The organism is Streptomyces sp. NPDC005962 (genome assembly GCF_040629205.1).
In the GTDB taxonomy this organism is placed as follows: Bacteria; Actinomycetota; Actinomycetes; order Streptomycetales; family Streptomycetaceae; genus Streptomyces.
On sequence record NZ_JBEXVE010000023.1, the window covers coordinates 117467 to 137402 of the forward strand.

Consider the following 19936-nt stretch of genomic DNA (forward strand, 5'->3'; position numbering starts at 1 on the left):
GACCGCATGGAGCTGTGCCTTCTCTCAAGACGTACGGGGACGGAGCCCAGGGACGGCATCCCGAAGGCTTACTTAGGTTAGCCTAACCAACCCGTTTGTCCAGTGGGCGGGGCCACCCCGGCCCCATTTATTGAGAGGCGACAGCGGTCGTTCAGCGTCGTTTCACAGGTCGTTCACAGGTCCAGCACCAGCTTCGGGCCGTGGCAGCGTGAGACGCAGATCATCATCGTCTCGCCCGACGCCCGTTCCTCGTCGGTGAGTACGGAGTCGCGGTGGTCCACCTCGCCCTCGATGACATCCGTCTCGCACGTACCACACGTGCCCTCCTCGCAGGAGTACAAAACTGGCACCCCCGCCTCGTCGAGGGTGCGCAGCACGCTCTGTCCGGGTTTGACGGTGAGGGAGCGTCGGGATCGGTCGAGAATCACTTCGAAAGCGCCGGAGTTCGCGTCGTCGCCGTCCTCGCTCTCGTCGGTCTCGTTGCTCTCGTCAACCGAACGAGGCTGGAACCGTTCGGTGCGCAGCGCGCCCGGCGGCCAGGCGCGGCACCGCTCCTCCGCGACCCGCAGCAGCGGCTCCGGGCCGCAGCAGTAGACCAGGGTGCCGGTGCCGGGCTCGGGCTCGGGGTCGGGCTCGGCGAGGTGGGCGGCGAGGTCGAGCAGCCCCGCCTCGTCCTGCGGGACCAGCCGTACCTTCTCGCCGTAGCGGTCGGCGAGTTGGGCGGCGAAGGCCATGGAGTCGCGGGTGCGCCCGCCGTACAGCAGCGTCCACTCGGCGCCCGCGGCCTCGGCGGCGGCCGTCATCGGGAGGATCGGGGTGATGCCGATGCCGCCCGCGATGAACACGTAACGGGCGGCCGGGCGCAGCGCGAAGTGGTTGCGCGGCCCGCGCACCCGCACCGACGCGCCCTCGGCCAGTGTGTCGTGGACCCGGGCGGAACCGCCGCGTCCACCGGGTGCGCGCAGCACCGCGATCCGCCACGACGTACGGTCCGCCGGGTCCCCGCACAGCGAGTACTGCCGGATCAGCCCGTCCCCGAGGACGAGGTCGACATGGGCGCCGGGCTCCCAGCCGGGCAGCTCACGCCCCGCCGGATGACGGAGTGTGAGCGTCACCACGTCCGTGGCCGCCTCGGCTCTGGCGGCGACGAGCAGGGTGCCGTCGTACGTCCGGCCTTGGGTGCCTTCGGCGCCTTCGGTGACACTGCTCACGCGGTGGTGCCTTTCTGTTCCGGGCCGAGGTGGTGTCCGTCGAGATGGTGCCCGTCGGGGTGCGCGAGCATCCACTGCCACAGCTCGACCGGGTCCTCGGCGGAGCGCTCCGCGCCGCAGTGGCAGACGCCGTGCAGCGTGTCGGTGCCGGGCAGCCAGTCGATCCGGTAGACCTCGGCGGTGTTCACGGGGCGGTCACCGGCGCCGGGGCGGGGCGCTGCTCGCCCTCGGCGGCGAGGCGGGCGAGGATGCGGCGCGCGGCCAGGCCGCCGGTGTCGATGTTGATGCTCAGCTCCTGATAGCCCTCGCGCTCGGTGTCCAGCGCCTTCTGGAGCAGGTTCAGCGCGTCCACGTCCTGCATCACCACGGTGCGGTTGAAGTCGTGGAGGAAGGTGGTGACTTCGTCGTCGTCCCGGGCGAAGTCCCGTGAGACGGCCCAGAAGTCGTAGACGTGCCGGTCCGTGGAGGGCGTGATGGCGTACGTGATCTCCACATGGAAGGCGTTCGGATCGGAACCGTCGGGCTCCGGCAGCACCCCGACCGGGGCGATGCGGCTGTGCAGCAGATACAGACAGGGCGCGTGGTACTCGATGTCCTGCCAGCGGGTGATGCGGCCCTCGATGCCGGTGGAGCGGGCGTAGAAGGGAGGACAGGCGGCGTCGTCCATATGGCGGCTGACCCGCACGATGCCCGCGCCTTCGTCGACCTCGGTGGTGATCGGCGTCTCGGCGACCTCGGGGGTGCCGATATAGCCGCCGTGCAGATACGTCTCGTGGGAGAGGTCCAGCAGGTTGTCCACGAGCAGCCCGTAACCGGCGTCGATCGGCTCCATGCCGCCGACCGTCGTCCAGCCCGGATCGGCCAGCCAGGGGGCGCGCGGGATCGCGGCCGGATCGGCGAGCGCCGGATCGCCGATCCACACCCAGACCAGCGAGTCCTGCTCGACGACGGGGTACGAGGCGACCCGGGCGGTGCGCGGGACGCGCTTCTGGCCGGGGACGAAGACGCAGGTGCCGGAGGTGTCGTAGGTGAAGCCGTGGTAGCCGCAGACGACTTTGTCGCCGTCGAGACGGCCGGCCGAGAGCGGATAGCGGCGGTGCACACAGCGGTCGGCGAGCGCGACGACGGTGCCCTGCGACTCGGCGCCGTCCGGTGCGGTGCCGTCCGGCTCGGTGCGGTAGAAGGCGATGGGCTCGTTCAGGATGGTGCGCGCCAGCAACTCGCGGCCGACTTCCCGGCCGTAGGCGGCGACGTACCACTGGTTCCGTGCGAATGCGGTCATGCACAGCAGCGTGGTGACGGGGCTCATGCACGGGCAACGGCCCTTCCACTCAGTGGAAGGGCCGCCGCGCGGTTTCGGATCAGCTGCCGAACTGCCAGAAGACCGAGTGGTCCAGCGTCATCAGGACGACCAGCAGGATCACGTCCGCGATGCCGAGCGCGATGCCGAGCAGCGCGCGGCCCCGGCGCTCCGTCTCCCGGGCGATCGCGAGCGTCCCGAGCACGATGGCGCAGGGCCCGAAGACCGCGTTGAAGAGGAGGGAGCCGATGAGGCCGAGCACGAACGAGGCGACGGCCATGCCGTCGGCGTCCCGGCGCGCGCGGACCGGCGAGGTGCGGGTGGGTGCGGTGAGTGCCATGGGTCAGCTCTCCTTGTGTCCGGTGCGTTCACGGATGAAGAAGATGAGCAGCCATGCGCCGATGACGCCGGAAGCGGCGAGGAAGACCGGGAGCGGGGTATGTGCCGCCGCGCCCAGCAGAACCCCCATCAGGGCGAGAGCTGCGACGATGAAGAGCATGTGAGCCTCTCTCATGGTGGTGAATCCGGGATGCGGATGCTCATTTAGTGAACAATTGGATTCACAACTGTTCACTGACATCTAGGCTACCCCCGCGTACGGTCGGCCAAGGTCGGCGAACACCTGTTTACTGGGATGATATGAGTCACACATGCGGGACCCGCGAGGCCCGTAAGCGCAAGTCGCGCCGCGCACTGCTCGACGCGGCGCTGGGGCTGCTGGAGGAGCAGAGCCTCAGCAGCCTGGGCCTGCGCGAGCTGACCCGGGTGGTGGGCATGGCCCCGGCCGCCTTCTACCGGCACTTCCGGGACATGGCCGATCTGGGCGTGGCGCTGGTCGAGGAGTCCCTGGGCAGTCTGCAGGGCATGATCCGCGCGATCCTCGCCGAGCACGACGGGGACGAGGAGCGGATCGACGCCGTGGTGGAAGCGGTCGCCGAGCATGTGCGCCGCCACCCCACCCACATCCGCTTCATCGCGCGCGAACGGCACGGCGGGGTGCGGTCGGTGCGGGAGGCGATCGCCGCCGAGCTGGGCCGGTTGACCGACGAGGTCGCCGCGGCCTTCGCGCCCCGGCTCACGCCCGCGGGGTGGCCGCCGGAGGACGTCCGGATGCTGGCCGAGCTGTACGTCGACCGCATGGTGACGACGGCGACCGCGTTCATGGAGGCGCAAGGGGACGAGGGGGAGCGCGAGCGGATCGCCGACACCGCCCGTAAGCAGCTGCTGCTGATCAGCCTCGGGCGCCGGTACTGGCGCGGCGCGTGACCTCGACGCGGTAGGAGCCGTCCGCGTCCCGGCCGGTGACGCGAACGCGGAGGCTGACACCGTCCGCGTCCGCGCTGTACGTCTCGCCGGGGCCGAAGGCCGCGTCGCTGAGCCCGGGGTGGACGTTGCGCTCCTGGGTGCAGCCGCGCCCGCCGGGGGAGCTGTCCATGACGGTGACCGGGCCGCCGCCCGAGTCGAGACGGGTGTCCACCCAGGTCACGAGGACGCCGGGCTTGCACACCGCCTCGTCGTTGCCGCCGCCGGAACGCGCCTCCAGGGCGTATCCGGTGGAGTCCGTGACCGGGACGAAGACGAGCTTGGTGCCCTCCGGCCGGTGCAGCGGGGACAGCGCGTGCACGGATGTGCCGGGGTGGGCCGCGCAGTCGACCTGGCGGGTGCCGAGCCAGCCGAGCTTCCACTTGTGCCAGGCCAGCAGGTCGTTCCCGGCGCCCCAGTCCTCGGACATCACGTCCCAGTGACCGACGTTGTCGCCGCCGCCGTGGGTGTAGAGGTCGGGCAGCCCGAAGATATGGCCGTTCTCGTGCGGAAGGACCCGGAAGCCGGTCTTCCGGAGCGAACCGGAACCGTCGTCCTGACGGCTGTAGACAAAGGAGACATTGGCCAGCGGAACCCCGTCCGCGGTCGGGGCGCGCTGGTTGTCGGCATAGGTCACGGAGAGCACGGCATGCGCGGCGGGCGGCCCGGCGTTGGGCGTGACCAGGACGTTCACCAGGTCGTAGCGGCGGAAGTCCACCTTCGGGTCGGCCGTTTTCGCTATGTCCGCGACCAGCTTGCGGTAGCCGGGATCGAAGGGGCTGCCGCGCTTTATGCCGTACGAGCGGAACGAGTGCGGCATCCGCAGCCAGTGGTCGACCGGCATCGCGGGCCGGTAGTCGAGCCGTCCGTAGGAACTGCGCGCGAACCACTGTGTGGTCTGCGGGAAGAACTCCTCGAAGCGCTCGCGGGCCGTGCCCTTGCCGCGCACATCCGGGAAGTCGATCATCAGGTTGAGTGCGTTGACCGTCCCCGTGCTGCGGCTGTAGCCGTGGCTGGTGGGGATGCCCTCGGACATCTGCAGACCGGGTCCGGGGGAGAGGGAGCACGGTTCCAGCGATCCGGCCTCCGCCGTGGTCACCGGCGCCGGGGCCCGCTGGGCGGCGGCCGGTTTGCCCGGACGCGGCATCGCCGCCGGGGCGACCACCGCGACCGTGAGCACGGTGGCGGTGAGGAACGCGCTGCCTCGGCGGAGCCTGCGTATTCGAGGGCGGGGGGCCTCGCGGGTCTGCTTCATTGCCGCCCACGGTGTGCCGGGGCACCCGGGGGCGCCCCCGGGGTGCGTCCGCACGGGGGAATCGGCTGGGCCGGGCGGGCGAAATGCCCGCACATCAGGTGTGACGCAGGTCACCCACGGACTGCGAAATTCCGGGGAGTGGTTCCCCGTTTAAACCGGTGACCGCGCAAACGGGGACTGAGTCCCCGGAAGCGTTGAACCTCGCATCGTTCGATCCAGGACGATCCGGACGCAGAAAGGGGAGCTGTCATGGCCGGAGCCACCACCACCACGCAGGCCGACGCCGCGCAGGCCGATGCCGCACGGGCCGACGCCGCGCAGGCTGGCGCCGCACGGGCCACTGCCGCGCAGGCGGACGCCGCGCAGGCCGCGGATCGCGCACGGCAGGCACCGCCCCGGCTGCGCGCCGACGCCCTGCGCAACCGGGAGCGGATCATCGGTGCCGCACGCGAGGTGCTCGTCGAGTACGGGGCCGAGGTCCCGCTCGACGAGATCGCCCGGCGGGCGGGGGTCGGCAATGCCACTCTCTACCGGAACTTCGCGGACCGCGGTGAACTGATCCACCACGTGACCCTGTCGGTGATGTACCGCGTCGCCGAACAAGCCGAATCGGCCCTGGCCGAGGAGGTCGACGCCTTCCTGGCGCTGGGGCGCTTCGTCCACGCGGCGGCGGACGAGCGGATCGGCGCGCTGTGCCCCCTGCTCTCCGACAGCATCGACAAGGACCACCCTGACCACATCGCCGCCCGCGACCGTCTGGACGCCGGAATCGACGCCCTGATGAGGGCCGCCCGAACCGCCGGTCAGCTGCGCGCTGACATCGACGTCGGCGATCTGATGGTCGCGCTCACCCAGCTCACCCGGCCGCTGCCCGGCAGCGGCTGCGTGAACTTCGACGCCTTCGTGCACCGGCATCTACAGCTGTTCCTGGACGGGCTGTCGGCTCCGGCGCGCTCCGAACTTCCCGGCTCCGCCGTCACCTTGGAGGATCTGCAGCACCGGCCGTGACGTAGCTCGCACCCGGCCGCTCACCGCACACCGCTTAGTTCTCGCGCGTCCACCGGTCTTCATCTTCGTATGACGGTGCGCGTCATCGGCCTTCGCTTCTCTGCTCTCTCTACTTCTCTCCTCTCTACTCCACTTCTCTTTACTCTCCGCACCGCTAGGTAGGCCCACCCATGCCTGAAACCGTCCCAAATAAGACGCCATATGCCGACCCCCGGCGCTGGAACGCGCTGATATTCATCGCCCTCGCCCAGCTGATGGTCGTCCTCGACGCGACCATCGTGAACATTGCCCTGCCCTCGGCCCAGGCCGACCTGAACATCTCCGACGGCAACAAGCAGTGGGTCATCACCGCCTACGCCCTCGCCTTCGGCGGCCTGCTGCTGTTCGGCGGCCGGATCGCGGACCTGTGGGGCCGTAAGCAGACCTTCATCGTCGGACTGATCGGCTTCGCCGCGGCCTCGGCGCTCGGCGGCGCCGCGGTGAGCAGCGGCATGCTGCTCGGCGCCCGCGCACTGCAGGGCGTCTTCGGCGCGCTGCTCGCGCCCTCCGCGCTCTCGCTGCTCGCCGTGATGTTCACCGACGCCAAGGAGCGGGCCAAGGCGTTCGGCGTCTTCGGCGCCATCGCGGGCGGCGGCGGTGCCGTGGGCCTGATCCTCGGCGGCGTCCTCACCGAATACCTGGACTGGCGCTGGACGTTCTTCGTCAACATCCCGTTCGCCGCCGTCGCCGCGGCCGGTGCGGTCGCCGTGATCCGCGAGCCCAGTGAGAGCCGTAACCCCTCCAAGCTGGACGTTCCCGGTGTGCTGCTGGCCACCTCGGGCCTGGTCGCGCTGGTCTACGCCTTCACTCGCGCCGAGTCCGACGGCTGGAGCGCGGGCCCGACCGTCGGCCTGTACGCCGCGGCCGCCGTGCTGCTGACCGCCTTCGTGATCGTCGAGTCCCGGGTGAAGGCGCCGCTGCTGCCGCTGCGCGTCGTCACCGACCGCAACCGCGGCGGGGTCTACGCCTCGCTCGGCCTCGCCGTCATCGGCATGTTCGGGCTGTTCCTCTTCCTCACCTACTACATGCAGATCGTCAAGGGATACAGCCCGGTCGAGACCGGTCTGGCCTTCCTGCCGATGGTCGCGGGCATGATCACCGGATCGACGCAGATCGGCGCCCGGCTGATGACCAGGGTTCCGCCGCGGCTGCTGATGGGGCCGGGCTTCCTGGTCGCCGCCTCCGGCATGCTGCTGCTGACCCAGATCGACCTCGACACCTCGTACCCGGCGCTGATCCTGCCCGCGATCGTGCTGCTCGGCCTCGGCATGGGTACGGCCTTCATGCCCGCGATGAGCCTGGCCACCCATGGGGTCGAGCCGCGGGACGCGGGCGTCGCCTCCGCGATGGTCAACACCTCGCAGCAGGTGGGCGGCGCGATCGGCACCGCGCTGCTCAACACCATCGCCGCGAGCGCCACCACGGCGTACGCCAAGGGCCACGCGGCCACGGCCTCGTCGCCGAAGCTGCTGCAAGCGCAGTCGATGGTGCACGGCTACACCGCGGCCATCGCCTGGGCGGTCGGCATCCTGCTGCTGGCCGCGGCGATCGCCACCACGCTGATCAGCGCCGGGAGGCAGGACGGCGGCGGCGCGGTGGCCGGTTCGGGCGACGGCTCGGGCGACGAGGTGGCGCGGGACGCCGTTCCGGTCATGGCGCACTGACGGCGCGTACGGGACTGACAGCGTGTACGGATGAGAAGGCCCCGCTCCCCGGCATATGCCGGTGGGCGGGGCTTTTCGTACGTCGCGGTTCAGCGCGGCCAGGGAAGATCAGCGCAGGCAGGGGAAGATCAGCGCAGCCAGGGAAGGTCGGCGCCCTCGGGCTGGAGCCCGTCGGCGATGATCCGGCAGACGTCGCCGAACTGGGCGATCTGCTCCGCGGTGAGCCGGTCGAAGATCGCCGAGCGGACGGCGTGGACATGGCCGGGCGCGGTCTCCTTGAGGACGCCGAACCCCTTCTCGGTGAGGACCGCGTTCTGCCCGCGCTTGTCGGAGGGGCAGTCCTCGCGCCGTACCCATCCGTCCTTCTCCATGCGGGAGATGGCGTGGGAGAGCCGGGACCGGGTGATCTTCGCGGCCTCGGCCAGTTCGGTCATCCGCATGCTGTGGCGGGGCGCCCAGGAGAGCTTCACCAGCAGGCCGTAGTAGACGTGCGGCATGCCCGCGTCGCGTTGCAGCTGACGGTCGAGATGGTCTTCCAGCAACATGCTGGCCTGGACGTATGCCAGCCAAGTGCGCTGCTCGTCATCGTTCAGCCAGCGGGGCTCGTCGGCGTCGGCGCCGGTGCCTGCGTCTGTGCCTGCGTCGGTGCCTGTGTCTGCGTCTGCGGGGGAGTTCATGGCGTCCACATCGTTCATTGTAAGTCTACTTCTTGAATTTTAAACAAGTGTGCGGTACCGTTATTTTAGCTTGGTACTTGATAGTTCAAGTGTTCTTCTTCGTCTGGTCGAGGAGCCGCCGCCGTGTCGCGCATGCCCGCCGTCTATCTCAGCCATGGTGCTCCGCCGCTCGCCGATGACCCGGTCTGGCCCGGACAGCTCGCCGCCTGGGCGGCGGACCTGCCCCGTCCCACCGCCATTCTGATGATCTCCGCGCACTGGGAGGAAGCCCCCCTCGCCATCGGAGCCACCACGACGGTTCCGCTGGTCTACGACTTCTGGGGCTTCCCCGAGCACTACTACCGGGTCCGCTACGCCGCGCCCGGCGCCCCCGAACTGGCCGAGCGCATCCGCAAGACGCTGCGTACCGCGGGCACGCCCGTCCAGGACATCCCCGACCGGGGGCTCGACCACGGCGCCTACGTACCGCTCGCCGAGATGTACCCGGACGCCGACATTCCCGTCCTCCAGGTCTCGATGCCGACCCTGGACCCGCGGAAGCTGATGGACATCGGCCGCAAGCTCGCCCCGCTGCGCGACGAAGGGGTGCTGATCGTCGGCAGCGGCTTCTTCACCCACAACCTGGCCGCGCTGCGTCACACCGGCCCGACGCCGCCCGGCTGGTCGACCGAGTTCGACGACTGGGGGCAGCGCGCGCTCGCCGGGCAGGACATCGACGCCCTGCTCGACTTCGAGCACGCCTCGCCGAGTGGTTCCCTCGCCCATCCGCGCACCGAGCACTTCGCCCCGCTGTTCGTCACGCTGGGCGCGGCGGAGCCGGAACTGGGCAGCCAGCGGAGCGTGATCGACGGCTTCTGGATGGGGCTGGCGAAGCGGTCGGTGCAGTTCGGCTGAGGTGGTTCGGCTGACGTCTGGCCGCTGTTCAGTCCGACCGGGCGTGGAGGACGTAGAACGAGACCGCCGCCATCGACAGCGCCACCCCCAGACCGACGCCGGACGCCCGCCCCACCGCGGCCCCGCTCAGGCAGTACAGGAAGCCGATCACGCAGCCGAGGAACGCCCCATACAGCCCTGCCCGGGCCTCCGGCAGCAGCCGCCCCTGAATCCGCCCGGCCAGATAGCAGGCCGCGCCGACGACGACCGCCACCACCAGGCCGAGGAGCGCGGCCGAGGGCAGCGTCGCGCCCTGGTTGTGGTCGATGAACATCGCGTAGCCGCCGGTGAGGACACCCAGTACGACGGGGACGAGCCAGGCGGCGGAGGTGTGGAGCGGCATGGTGGGGAGATGCGGCCGGTGGCGCCTGCGCGCCGGGGCCGAGACGGAACCGTTCATGGCAGGACCTCCTTCCCTCCAGCGCACACCCGCGGCCGATCTTCGGCAAGCCCGGACCGGGCAACCAGAAGGCCATGAGATCCGTCTTGTGGGATGAGAGGCGAGGTGGAAGGCGGGGGAAAGGTGGCCGTTCCGGTGTAAGGGGCGCGCCTGACCTGGGCTTTCTCGACGCTGTGGCGTCACGCTGAACCCCCTGTGGCGGCACAGGGTACTGCATGATCGTAAAAAGGTGGGCGCGGCATGGGAATTCTGTCCGGATTCCAGTCGTTGTTTCCATCGGACGGGGCACCCGCCCAGGGAAGGTCCGTTCATAGTCCGCGCCCGATCCATCTGTAAGGGAGCACGCATGGCAACCCGTGCCGTCGCCCGCAATCAGACCACCACCGGTGGTGCTGATGGGGCCAACAGTGTTCGCGCCACAGGCGGGGAGATCGCCGATCGCGACCTGGTCGGCATGTATCTCGACGAGATCGCTCGCACCCCGTTGCTGGACGCGGCGAAGGAGGTCGAGCTGTCCCAGGCTGTCGAGGCGGGTGTATATGCCCAGCAGATCTTGGACGGAGAGGCCGAGGACACCGGAGCCGCGGGTGCGAGCCGAGAGGAGCTCGAGGCCATAGCCGCCGAGGGCACCCGCGCCAAGGATGTCTTCATCCGCTCCAACCTGCGCCTGGTCGTGGCCGTGGCGCGCCGTTATCCGCGCAGCGGTCTGCCCTTGCTCGACCTGATCCAGGAGGGCAACGCGGGCCTGGTGCGCGCCGTGGAGAAGTTCGACTACACCAAGGGCTTCAAGTTCTCGACCTATGCCACGTGGTGGATTCGTCAGGCCATCACGCGCTCGATCGCGGACCAGTCCCGTACGATCCGGCTGCCCGTCCACCTGGTCGAGGAGCTGGGCCGAATCCGCCGGGTGCAGCGCGAGTTCAACCGTGAGCACGGCCGCGAGCCGGAGCACGCGGAGATCGCCGGGGAGCTGGGCTCCACACCGGAGCGGGTCTCGGACGTGCTCGACTGGGCGCGCGACCCGGTAAGCCTCAACATGTCGGTGGACGATGAGGGCGAGACCCAGTTCGGCGACCTGCTGGAGGACACCTCGGCCGTCTCGCCCGAGCAGTCGGTGATGACGCTGCTGCGCAGTGAGGAGCTGGACGACCTCATCGGCCGCCTCGATGACCGGACCGCCTCCATCATCAAGGCGCGGTACGGCATCGACGACGGGCGGGAGCGCACGCTCACGGAGGTCGGCAAGCAGCACGGGCTCACGCGGGAGCGCATCCGTCAGATCGAGAAGCACGCGCTGATGGAGCTGAAGAAGATGGCCCGCCAGACCGGCTTCGACGCCGCGGCGTGAGCCGCCGCGCCGACGCCGTATGGACCGGCTGTCACGCCACAGACCCCATAGACCCCATAGACCCCATAGACCGAGCCCCGGCGCACTCCCCCGAGCGCCGGGGCTCTTCCCTGCCCGCTTGTCCGGCGAGGCCGGTCTTCATCAGGTCTTGATCAGCTCCTGATCGGGACCTCGTCAGGCGGCGAAGCCGCCGTCCACGGCGATCGACGCCCCGCTGATGTAGCGGCCGCTCTCGCCCGCGAGGTGGGCGACGGTCGCGGCCACCTCCGACGGCAGTCCGTAGCGGCCGAGCGCGGTGAAGCCGCTCTGCATGGCGGCGCTGTCGCTGTCGGCGGGGTTCATGTCGGTGTCGATCGGGCCGGGGTGGATCAGGTTGACGGTGATCCCGCGCGGGCCCAGCTCACGGGCGAGCGCCTTGGTCAGGCCGATCAGCGCGGTCTTGCTGGTCGCGTAGAGGCTGCCGCCGGGGAAGGCGACGCGCTCGGCCATGCAGCTGCCGATGTTGATGATCCGTCCGCCGTCGGCCAGCCGCTCGACCGCCGCCTGGGCGGTCAGGAACGGCGCCCGGACGTTGACGTCCAGGACGCGGTCGACGTCCTCCAACGTCAGCTCGGTGACCGGGCCGAGTGCTCCCGCGCCCGCGTTGTTGACGACGATGTCCAGGCGCCCGAACTCGGCGGCGGCCCCGGACACGGCCGCCCGTACCGCCTCCGGGTCCGCGCTGTCGGCCTGGATCGCCAGGGCCCGGCGACCCAGCGCCTTGATCCGTTCGACGATGTTCGCCGCCCGGTCGGCCTGGTGGTGGTACGTCAGGGCGACATCGGCGCCGTCCTCGGCGAGCCGGAGGGCGATGGCCTCGCCGATGCCCCGGCTGCCGCCGGTGACCAGAGCCGCCTTGCCGTCGAGTGTCATGTCCGCTCCCGTGTGTGATGAATGCGAGGTATGTGAAGAACACGAGAGAGGTCCAGATGTGCTGTGATTCCCTCGGGCATCACTGATCCTGGCGGGACGGTCCGGGGATGTCTGGCGGCATTCGGACCTCGCATTGAGACCCGCGTCGAGGCCCGTGCTGAGGCGGCTCGGGCCGGGCTGCGCTTTCGAAGATGACCCGAGGATGACCCGAGTCTGCCCGGTCGAGTTTGTTTCGTGCCCGAGTCTGTTTACTTTCCGGAAGCGGCGACGTAATCTGGCCGCGAAATCACAGGTTCGGGCATGGAAGGGACGTAAACCCACATGTACGCACCGGAGCGTCAGCAGGAGATCCTCCGGCTCGCCCGCGACAGCGGACGGGTGGATGTCCTCTCCCTCGCCGAGGAGTTCCAGGTCACCGCCGAGACCGTACGGCGCGATCTGCGGGCCCTCGACCGGGCCGGTCTGGTGCGCCGGGTGCACGGGGGCGCGATCCCGGCCGGACGTCTCGACTTCGAGCCCGACCTCGCCGAGCGCGAGAGCACCGCCGCCGATGAGAAGGACCGCATCGCGCGCGCCGCCCTCGCCGAACTCCCGGCCGACGGCAGCGTGATCATCGACGCCGGGTCGACGGCGGCCCGGTTCGCCGCCGCCATCCCCCTGGAGGCCGGGCTTACCGTGGTCACCCACGCGCTGCCGGTCGCCGCCCGCCTCGCCGACCACCCCGGCATCGCCCTCCACCTGGTCGGGGGCAGGGTCCGCCATCGCACCCGGGCCGCCGTCGACGCCTGGGCGCTGCGCGGGTACGGCGAGGTCAAGGCCGACGTCGTCTTCCTCGCCACCAATGGCTTCTCACCGGACAGCGGGCTGACCACCCCCGACCTCGCGGAGGCCGCCGTCAAGCGCGCCATGATCAGCGCCGCCCGCCGGGTCGTGCTGCTCGCCGACTCCGGCAAGTTCGGCCAGCAGCACTTCGCCCGCTTCGGCGGCCTCGACGACGTCGACCTGCTCATCACGGACACCGGCCTCAGCCCACAGGACGCCCTCGCTATCGAAAAGCAGGGCACGGAAGTAGCACGCGCATGATCCTCACCGTCACCCCCAATCCCAGCCTGGACCGTACCTACGAGATCCCGGCGCTGGAGCGCGGCGCCGTGCTGCGGGCCACCACCGACCGGGTCGACCCCGGCGGCAAGGGCGTCAACGTCTCGCGCGCCGTGGCCGCTGCCGGGCACCGCACCGTGGCGGCGCTGCCGCTCGGCGGCCCCGAGGGCGCGCTGCTGGCACGGCTGCTCGAAGAGCTGGGCATCGAGGCGGCGGGCGTGCCGGTGCGCGGCTCGACCCGGGTCAACATCTCCGTCGCCGAACCGGACGGCACCCTCACCAAGCTCAACGCGAGCGGACCCGAGCTGAGCGACACCGAGGCCGAGGCCCTGCTGGAGGCGGTACGGAGCCGGGTCGCCGACGCCGACTGGATCGCCTGCTGCGGCAGCCTCCCGCGCGGGCTCGCCCCCGAGTGGTACGCCGAGCTGGTCGCCCGGGCCCACCGCGCGGGGGCCAGGATCGCCCTGGACACCTCCGGCCCCTCCCTGACCGCGGCCCTGCGCGAGCGCCCCGATGTGGTGAAGCCCAACGCCGAGGAGCTCGCCCAGGCCGTCGGCCGCCCGATCGCCACCGTCGGCGAGGCGGTCAAGGCCGCCGAGGAGCTGCGCGAGCTGGGCGCCCGCGCCGTCCTGGCCAGCCTCGGCGCCGACGGTCAGCTGCTGGTCGACGGGACCGGCACCTACTTCGGCACGGCCAGGGTCGCGGCCGTCCGCAGTAATGTCGGTGCGGGCGACGCGTCCCTCGCCGGATTCCTCGCCGCGGGCGGCACCGGAGCCGCCGCGCTCGCCTCGGCCGTGGCCCATGGCGCCGCCGCCGTACAACTGCCGGGCAGCGTGATGCCGACCCCGGCCGACCTGGACCCGTCCGCCGTCACCACGACCTCGGACGTACCGCTGGATCGCGTGCTCAAGGAGCCCGCGTGACCGGCCCGATCCACTCCCACCCCCTAGTCCCCACCCCCTCCGCCCGCCTGCCCCAGGGCGGCATCGCACCCAAGGGAGCCGCGAGATGAGTGATCTGATCACCGCGGATCTGGTCGACCTTGACCTGTCCGCCGACACCAAGGAAGCCGCCGCCCGGTCGCTGGCCGAGCGCATGGTCGCGGCCGGCCGGGTCACCGACCTCGACGGCTTCCTCGCCGACGTGGCGGCCCGCGAAGAGCAGATGCCGACCGGCCTGGACGGCGGCATCGGCATACCCCACTGCCGCAGCGAGCACGTCACCGAGCCGACGCTGGCCTTCGGGCGGAGCACGGCCCGGATCGACTTCGGCGCGCCGGACGGACCGGCCGACCTGATCTTCCTGATCGCCGCCCCCGCGGGGGCGGACAGCGATCACCTGACCATCCTGTCCAGCCTCGCCCGGTCTCTGATGAACGCCGAGTTCACCGGCGCCCTGCGGGCCGCCGACGACCCGGCCCGGGCGGCCGCCCTGATCCGCGGTGACGAGGAACCGTCCGCCGCCCCGGAGAACGCCCCGGAGAACGGCGCGGACAGCGCCGCGGAGGAGCCCGCGGCCGAGGAGCCGAAGGACACGGCGAGCGGCACGCCGGAGCCTGCCGGGACCCCCGAACTCGCCGGGACCGCGCCCGCACCGGCGGCCGCTGCGGCGCCCTTCCGGATCGTCGCCGTCACCTCGTGTCCCACCGGTATCGCGCACACCTACATGGCCGCCGAGTCGCTGGAGAACGCGGCCCGTGAGGCCGGTGTCGAGCTGGTGGTGGAGACCCAGGGCTCGGCCGGGTTCGAGAAGCTGCCCCCGGCCACCATCGCCGCCGCCGACGCGGTGATCTTCGCGCATGACGTGGAGGTCCGGGACAAGGACCGGTTCGCCGGGAAGCCGACGGTGGACGTCGGGGTCAAGGCGGGCATCAGCCGCCCGGCCGAGCTGGTGGCCGAGGCGCGCGACAAGGCGGCGCGCGGCGAGACCAGCGCACCGGCGGGCGCGTCCGATGACGCCTCGGAGGGCTCCGCCCCGATGGACGCGGGCGGCGACCGCTTCGGCACCCGGCTGCGCAAGTGGCTGATGACGGGCGTCAGCTACATGGTCCCGTTCGTCGCCGCGGGTGGTCTGCTCATCGCGCTCGCCTTCGCGATCGGCGGCTACGAGATAGCCAACGCCAAGTCCGTCGCGGACCACTTCACGTGGACCGAGAGCGCCAGTTGGGCGGCGCTGCTCTTCCAGATCGGCAGCGCGGCCTTCACCTTCCTGGTGCCGGTCCTGGCCGGGTACATCGCCTACGGCATGGCCGACCGGCCCGGGCTCGTGCCCGGCTTCGTCGGCGGCTTCATCGCGACCACGATCAAGGCGGGCTTCCTCGGCGGTCTGGCCGCGGGTCTGATCGCGGGCGCGATCGTGATGGGCATCCAGCGGTTCAAGGTCCCGGCGGCAGTGCGCGGCATCATGCCGGTCGTGGTGATCCCGCTGATCTCCTCGGCGGTCGTCGGCTTCCTGATGTTCGTGGTGATCGGCAAGCCCATCGCCTCCGCCCAGGAGGCGATGACCGACTGGCTCAACGGTCTCTCCGGCGCCAACGCCATCGGCCTGGGCGTGATCCTCGGCCTGATGATGTGCTTCGACCTCGGCGGCCCGGTCAACAAGGTGGCGTACGCCTTCGCCACCGGCGGCATCGCGGTGTCCAACCCGAGCGACGGCAGCCTCAAGATCATGGCCGCGGTGATGGCGGCCGGTATGGTCCCCCCGCTGGCGATGGCGCTGGCCACCACCGTGCGCGGGAAGCTGTTCACCAAGACCGAGCGCGAGAACGGCAAGGCCGCCTGGGTGCTGGGTGCCTCCTTCATCAGCGAGGGCGCCATTCCGTTCGCGGCGGCGGACCCGCTGCGCGTGATCCCCTCCTCGATGGTGGGCGGCGCGATCACCGGTGCGCTGTCGATGGCCTTCGGCTGCACGCTGCGCGCCCCACACGGCGGCATCTTCGTGGTCCCGCTGATCGGCCAGCCGTTCCTCTACCTGCTGGCCATCGTGCTGGGCACGGCGGTGTCGGCCGGACTGGTGGTCTTCCTCAAGGGGCTGCGGAAGAAGGCGGAGGCCGGCGCCTCGGCCCCGGCCGGTGGTGACACCTCCGCCAAGGGCGCCACCGGGGACGAGGAGAAGGTGGCGGTCGCGGTCTGACCCCATCTCAGCCACCCCCCACCCCGTCCGTGGCGAGGCCGCGCGCAGCGTAGTAGACGCTGAGCGCGGCCTCGCTGCCTGAGCCCATCGCGGTCGCGATCCGCTGGAAGCGGGCGGAGCGCACATCACCGGCGGTACGGAGCCTCGGGTGCTGGCGTCCGGGCGGACAGTAACCGGACCCGCCGGTGACGACGGACCCGCCGGGCGGCGCCGGGGCGCTGCCCAGATTCAGGAACACCAGATCGGCCGCGAGGGGACGCCGCTCGCCCGCGACGGTCAGCGCCTCGGCCCGCGGCGGCGCCGACAGTGGCCCCAACTCCAGCCGCCGCACGGCCACCAGCTCCACCCGCTCGTCCTGCCCGATCTCCTCGGTCTTGTAGGTGTCCTCGGGCGGATGGGCGACCAGGAACCGGGTCCGCAGCCCCGGATGGGCGCGGGCGAGGGTGCCCAGGGGACGGTCCGCGCCGAGGACCAGAACCGTGCGGCCGGTGAGCGACGCGGCATCCGCCTCCCACAGTTGGCGCAGCTCCCGGCCCTCCGCTCCCGCGAGCCACCCGGCGGCCCCGGGCGCCAGCGGCCCCACTCCGGTGGCGACGACGGCGTACGGCGCGGTCAGCCGTACGCCGACGGCCATGGGCCCCTCGACCGTCGCCTCCACGCGGTCCTCGAACGCGTCCAGCCGCGTGGCACGCCGCCCGAGCTCTACCCGGCAGGGGGCGCACCGCTCCACGTCGGCCTCGATCGCCCCCGCCAGCCCGGGGCCGGTGGTGAAGCCCAGGACGTTGCTCACCACCGGGATACGCCGCAGCGCACCGCACAGCACATCGCCCGACTCGACGAGGACGGACCGCATCCCGAGGCTCGCCGCCATCACGGCGGCCGCACAGCCCGCCGGACCGCCACCGACAATCAGCAGATCGGTGTCCACGGTGATCCCCTCCCTCACGGCCCTCACAGCCCTCACACAGCCCTCCCGGTCCCTCTCAGCCCCACTCGGAGCCGTCGGCTCAGAACGGTCCGGCGTACAGATCCCGGTACGCGGGGAAGACCCCGCCCGGACCGTCCACACCCTCCGCCGCCAGCACCGCCTTGACCACGGCCCGGGTCAGCGCGTCCGCCCCCGCCGCCAGCACCTCGTTCAGCGCCCCGCTCTCCCGGTGCACCCCGAACGCCGGATCTTCCGCACCGCCCCCGGTCTCCTCCGGCACCAGCGGGCGATCACCGGTGGCCAGGGCGAAGACGGTGTCACCGTCGGACATCAGATGCACCGGCCGGATCGCCCGGGCCAGACCGTCGTGCGCTGTGCCCGCGAGCTTGTGCGCCTGGGCCCGGGTGAGCGTGGCATCGGTGGCGACCACGGCCAGGGTGGTGTTCAGCGGCGGCCGCACCGACGCGGCCTGGCGCCGCTCCGACTCGGCCCGCGCGGCCGCCAGGCGGCGCACCGCCTCCGCGTGCTCCTCCCCGCCGGGGCGGTAGGGCCCGCCGTCTCCGGATGGCTCATACGCCTGCCCGTACAGCCCGCCGGTCCGCGGGTCGGCAACCGCTCCGACCGCGTTGACCGCCACCAGCGCGGCCACGGTGATCCCGGACGGCAGCACCAGCGACGCCGAACCCGTGCCGCCCTTGAGCCCACCGGCCACCGCGCCCGTGCCCGCGCCCGCGTTGCCCTGCGCGACCGGCGCTCCCGGCTCGGCGCGGGCCGCCGCCTCGGCGGCCTCCCGGCCCAGGGCCGTGCCCGGCCGGGCACGCCAGTCACCGCCACGGCCGAGGTCGAAGAGGGCGGCCGCCGGGACGACCGGGACGACCTGTGCCGGATCGGGGCCGACCCGGAAGCCGCGGCCGCGCTCCTCCAGCCAGCCGACCACCCCCGAGGCGCTGTCCAAGCCGAACGCGCTGCCGCCGGTCAGCACGACGGCATCCACCCGCTGGACGAGGTTGCGCGGATCGAGGGCATCGGTCTCCCGGGTGCCCGGGCCACCGCCGCGCACATCGACGGCGGCGACCGCACCGCCCTCGGGAGCCAGCACGACGGTTGTGCCGGTCAGCCATCCGTCTCCGGTGCGCTGCGCGTGGCCGACGCGCATCCCGGGTACATCCGTCAGCGCGTCGGCCCGGCCGGCTTGTGGGAAGTCGTTGGTCGTTCGCTCGGCATCCATGGACGCCATGCGTAGCACGGAGACTCGTGCCATGGTCGTATACCGAGGTGTTCCCGGCCCCGGAACGAGGGCTCTCCCGAACACCTCGGGACGGCGCGCGACAGGCCATCGCCGCCCCATATAGCGGGCGTTCATCAGACGTTGATGACGTGACAGCAGGCTGTGCCCCATGCCGTTCGTCCCCGCCCCAATGAAAATAGCCGTGCCCCGTACCTCCCGGACGGAGGAGCTCCCGACGCTGGCCGCCGCCACGCGGCAGACCTCCCGGGTGGCCCTCCGGTGGATCAGCGAGCCCGACTGCACCGAGGAACTGACCCACGCCGAGCTGCTCGACCAGGCCGCCAGGGCCTCCGCCGCTCTGACCCGGCTCGGGGTCCGGGCAGGCGACCGGGTGGCGGTCCATCTGCCGCTGGTGCCCGAATCCGTGATCGCCACGCTCGCCTGCGGCCGCCTCGACGTCGTACGCGGCAGCCTGCCGGTGGGACTGCGCCCGCATGAACTGCGCGACCGGATCAGGGAGATGGACGCCAAGGTCGTCATCACCGCGGACTGGGAACAGCGCTGCGGGGAGCAGCACCCGCTCAAGCAGCTCGTCGACCGGGCGCTCACCGGCTGCCCCGGCGTCCGGAACGTGCTGGTCGTGCACCGCCTCTCCCGCCCGGTGTCCTGGAAGCCCGGCCGGGACCTGTGGTGGCACGACGAGCTCGGCCGGTACACCGAACCGCTGCCGCGGCCGTACGCTTGAGCCATGAGCACCGCCCCCGCCCCTGGACCGCGCGATCCGGCCGCCGCGCTGATCTTCGACGATCCTCTGGCACAGCCGTCCTCGGACGATACGGACCGCGGGTGGGGTGAGCGGGCTCGCGGCGACCACAGCGCCGACAGCGCCGCGGATCTGGCCCGGTTCCTCGACGAGAAGCCGCCCCACCACCTCTGACGGCGCACAAAGCCGAGCAGGCGCTCGGCTAGACCTCGGGGCTGCCGCCGCGGCGGGCCACCAGCTCGTCCCGGATCTCGCGGAGCAGCATGATCTCCTCGGCCCCCGTCTCGGTCAGCTCCTCCTCGACCTGCTGCTCCTTGGCGGCCTTGCGCGCCAGATAGCGCGACATCGGCAGCACCATCAGGAAGTACACCACCGCCGCGGTGATGAGGAAGGTCAGCATGGCCGACAGCATGCTGCCCCACAAGATCGGGATGCCCTTCACCACCTCGCCCGCCGCGTTCGTCTCGCAGGGCGCCTCGAGGCAGGAGCGGTACTTCTCCAGGTCCTTCGTGCCGAAGGCGCCCACTATGGGATTGATCAGGCCCTTCACTACGGAATTCACGACGGAGGTGAAGGCGGCTCCGATGACGACCGCGACCGCGAGGTCGATCACATTGCCGCGCATCAGGAAGGCTTTGAAGCCCTCCAGGACGCTCTCCTTCTTCTCCTCGGTCCTTGTCTCTTCCTTCAACCCACTGCCTTTCTCTCGCCGCGACGGTGCTGGAGCGGACGGTT

22 protein-coding genes are annotated in these 19936 nt (G+C 71.3%); 10 read left to right on the plus strand and 12 right to left on the minus strand.

What is annotated here, in order from left to right:
- Positions 1–173: 173 nt before the first annotated feature.
- The 5 genes from ABZ370_RS30975 to ABZ370_RS30995 form a co-directional block, all read right to left on the minus strand.
- Positions 174–1211 (minus strand): PDR/VanB family oxidoreductase, encoded by a 1038-nt coding sequence (locus ABZ370_RS30975; protein WP_358627195.1) that lies wholly within the window; start codon positions 1209–1211, stop codon positions 174–176.
- Positions 1208–1399 (minus strand): hypothetical protein, encoded by a 192-nt coding sequence (locus ABZ370_RS30980; RefSeq protein WP_358627198.1) that lies wholly within the window; start codon positions 1397–1399, stop codon positions 1208–1210. The genes ABZ370_RS30975 and ABZ370_RS30980 overlap by 4 nt, the downstream gene beginning before the upstream one ends.
- The gene (locus tag ABZ370_RS30985) at positions 1396–2493 is read right to left on the minus strand and encodes an aromatic ring-hydroxylating dioxygenase subunit alpha (protein ID WP_358627201.1); all 1098 of its coding nucleotides are present in this window, start codon (positions 2491–2493) and stop codon (positions 1396–1398) included. Before ABZ370_RS30985 ends, ABZ370_RS30980 begins: the two co-directional genes overlap by 4 nt.
- Before the next feature lie 79 nt (positions 2494–2572).
- Positions 2573–2851 carry a DUF4190 domain-containing protein gene (locus ABZ370_RS30990; RefSeq protein ID WP_358627204.1) on the minus strand — a complete coding sequence of 93 codons (279 nt, stop codon included), beginning with the start codon at positions 2849–2851 and terminating at the stop codon, positions 2573–2575.
- Between the two features lie 3 nt (positions 2852–2854).
- Entirely contained in the window at positions 2855–3010 is a 156-nt protein-coding gene (locus ABZ370_RS30995; RefSeq protein WP_039937939.1) for a hypothetical protein, read from the minus strand.
- Between the two features lie 140 nt (positions 3011–3150).
- Between ABZ370_RS30995 and ABZ370_RS31000 the strand changes: the two genes are divergently transcribed.
- The gene (locus ABZ370_RS31000) at positions 3151–3777 is read left to right on the plus strand and encodes a TetR family transcriptional regulator (RefSeq protein WP_358627207.1); all 627 of its coding nucleotides are present in this window, start codon (positions 3151–3153) and stop codon (positions 3775–3777) included.
- Here the strand turns inward: ABZ370_RS31000 and ABZ370_RS31005 are convergent.
- A complete protein-coding gene (locus ABZ370_RS31005) occupies positions 3743–5068 on the minus strand; it encodes a M6 family metalloprotease domain-containing protein (RefSeq protein ID WP_358627210.1) in 1326 nt (441 codons plus the stop codon). The genes ABZ370_RS31000 and ABZ370_RS31005 overlap by 35 nt on opposite strands.
- A gap of 249 nt (positions 5069–5317) precedes the next feature.
- On the opposite strand from ABZ370_RS31005, the gene ABZ370_RS31010 reads away from it, so the two are divergent.
- Positions 5318–6076, plus strand: coding sequence for a TetR/AcrR family transcriptional regulator (locus ABZ370_RS31010; RefSeq protein ID WP_358627213.1), 759 nt, complete (start codon positions 5318–5320; stop codon positions 6074–6076).
- Between the two features lie 170 nt (positions 6077–6246).
- Complete coding sequence (locus ABZ370_RS31015) at positions 6247–7779, plus strand: MFS transporter (RefSeq protein WP_358627216.1); 1533 nt, start codon at positions 6247–6249, stop codon at positions 7777–7779.
- A gap of 128 nt (positions 7780–7907) precedes the next feature.
- Here ABZ370_RS31015 and ABZ370_RS31020 read toward each other — a convergent pair whose 3' ends face one another.
- Positions 7908–8456 carry a MarR family transcriptional regulator gene (locus ABZ370_RS31020; RefSeq protein WP_358627299.1) on the minus strand — a complete coding sequence of 183 codons (549 nt, stop codon included), beginning with the start codon at positions 8454–8456 and terminating at the stop codon, positions 7908–7910.
- A 132-nt stretch (positions 8457–8588) separates the two neighbouring features.
- Between ABZ370_RS31020 and ABZ370_RS31025 the strand changes: the two genes are divergently transcribed.
- On the plus strand, positions 8589–9350 hold the full coding sequence (locus ABZ370_RS31025; RefSeq protein WP_358627302.1) for a class III extradiol ring-cleavage dioxygenase: 762 nt from the start codon (positions 8589–8591) through the stop codon (positions 9348–9350).
- Positions 9351–9378: 28 nt separating this feature from the next.
- On the opposite strand, the gene ABZ370_RS31030 is transcribed toward ABZ370_RS31025, so the two are convergent.
- On the minus strand, positions 9379–9789 hold the full coding sequence (locus tag ABZ370_RS31030; protein WP_358627218.1) for a hypothetical protein: 411 nt from the start codon (positions 9787–9789) through the stop codon (positions 9379–9381).
- Between the two features lie 346 nt (positions 9790–10135).
- Here ABZ370_RS31030 and ABZ370_RS31035 point away from each other — a divergent pair, with 346 nt between their 5' ends.
- A complete protein-coding gene (locus ABZ370_RS31035) occupies positions 10136–11137 on the plus strand; it encodes a sigma-70 family RNA polymerase sigma factor (protein WP_358627221.1) in 1002 nt (333 codons plus the stop codon).
- A 174-nt stretch (positions 11138–11311) separates the two neighbouring features.
- On the opposite strand, the gene ABZ370_RS31040 is transcribed toward ABZ370_RS31035, so the two are convergent.
- Positions 11312–12049: a 3-oxoacyl-ACP reductase family protein gene (locus tag ABZ370_RS31040; RefSeq protein WP_358627224.1), complete on the minus strand. Its 738-nt coding sequence runs from the start codon at positions 12047–12049 to the stop codon at positions 11312–11314.
- A 321-nt stretch (positions 12050–12370) separates the two neighbouring features.
- Here ABZ370_RS31040 and ABZ370_RS31045 point away from each other — a divergent pair, with 321 nt between their 5' ends.
- The 3 genes from ABZ370_RS31045 to ABZ370_RS31055 all read left to right on the plus strand — a co-directional run bounded on the left by ABZ370_RS31045 (position 12371) and on the right by ABZ370_RS31055 (position 16282).
- On the plus strand, positions 12371–13132 hold the full coding sequence (locus ABZ370_RS31045) for a DeoR/GlpR family DNA-binding transcription regulator (protein ID WP_358627227.1): 762 nt from the start codon (positions 12371–12373) through the stop codon (positions 13130–13132).
- Positions 13129–14073 (plus strand): 1-phosphofructokinase, encoded by a 945-nt coding sequence (gene pfkB, locus ABZ370_RS31050; protein ID WP_358627230.1) that lies wholly within the window; start codon positions 13129–13131, stop codon positions 14071–14073. Before ABZ370_RS31045 ends, pfkB begins: the two co-directional genes overlap by 4 nt.
- 85 nt (positions 14074–14158) lie before the next feature.
- Positions 14159–16282: a fructose-specific PTS transporter subunit EIIC gene (locus ABZ370_RS31055; protein WP_358627233.1), complete on the plus strand. Its 2124-nt coding sequence runs from the start codon at positions 14159–14161 to the stop codon at positions 16280–16282.
- 7 nt (positions 16283–16289) lie between these two features.
- Here ABZ370_RS31055 and ABZ370_RS31060 read toward each other — a convergent pair whose 3' ends face one another.
- Together ABZ370_RS31060 and ABZ370_RS31065 are read right to left on the minus strand one after the other, a co-directional pair.
- Positions 16290–17210, minus strand: a complete 921-nt coding sequence (locus ABZ370_RS31060) for an FAD-dependent oxidoreductase (protein WP_358627236.1) — start codon at positions 17208–17210, stop codon at positions 16290–16292.
- Positions 17211–17289: 79 nt separating this feature from the next.
- On the minus strand, positions 17290–18438 hold the full coding sequence (locus ABZ370_RS31065; RefSeq protein ID WP_358627239.1) for a P1 family peptidase: 1149 nt from the start codon (positions 18436–18438) through the stop codon (positions 17290–17292).
- Positions 18439–18640: 202 nt separating this feature from the next.
- Here ABZ370_RS31065 and ABZ370_RS31070 point away from each other — a divergent pair, with 202 nt between their 5' ends.
- Both ABZ370_RS31070 and ABZ370_RS31075 read left to right on the plus strand, forming a co-directional pair.
- Entirely contained in the window at positions 18641–19183 is a 543-nt protein-coding gene (locus ABZ370_RS31070) for an AMP-binding protein (RefSeq protein WP_358627242.1), read from the plus strand.
- A 3-nt stretch (positions 19184–19186) separates the two neighbouring features.
- Positions 19187–19375 carry a hypothetical protein gene (locus ABZ370_RS31075; protein WP_358627245.1) on the plus strand — a complete coding sequence of 63 codons (189 nt, stop codon included), beginning with the start codon at positions 19187–19189 and terminating at the stop codon, positions 19373–19375.
- A gap of 28 nt (positions 19376–19403) precedes the next feature.
- Here ABZ370_RS31075 and mscL read toward each other — a convergent pair whose 3' ends face one another.
- Complete coding sequence (mscL, locus tag ABZ370_RS31080) at positions 19404–19892, minus strand: large conductance mechanosensitive channel protein MscL (RefSeq protein ID WP_358627248.1); 489 nt, start codon at positions 19890–19892, stop codon at positions 19404–19406.
- Positions 19893–19936 lie beyond the last annotated feature (44 nt).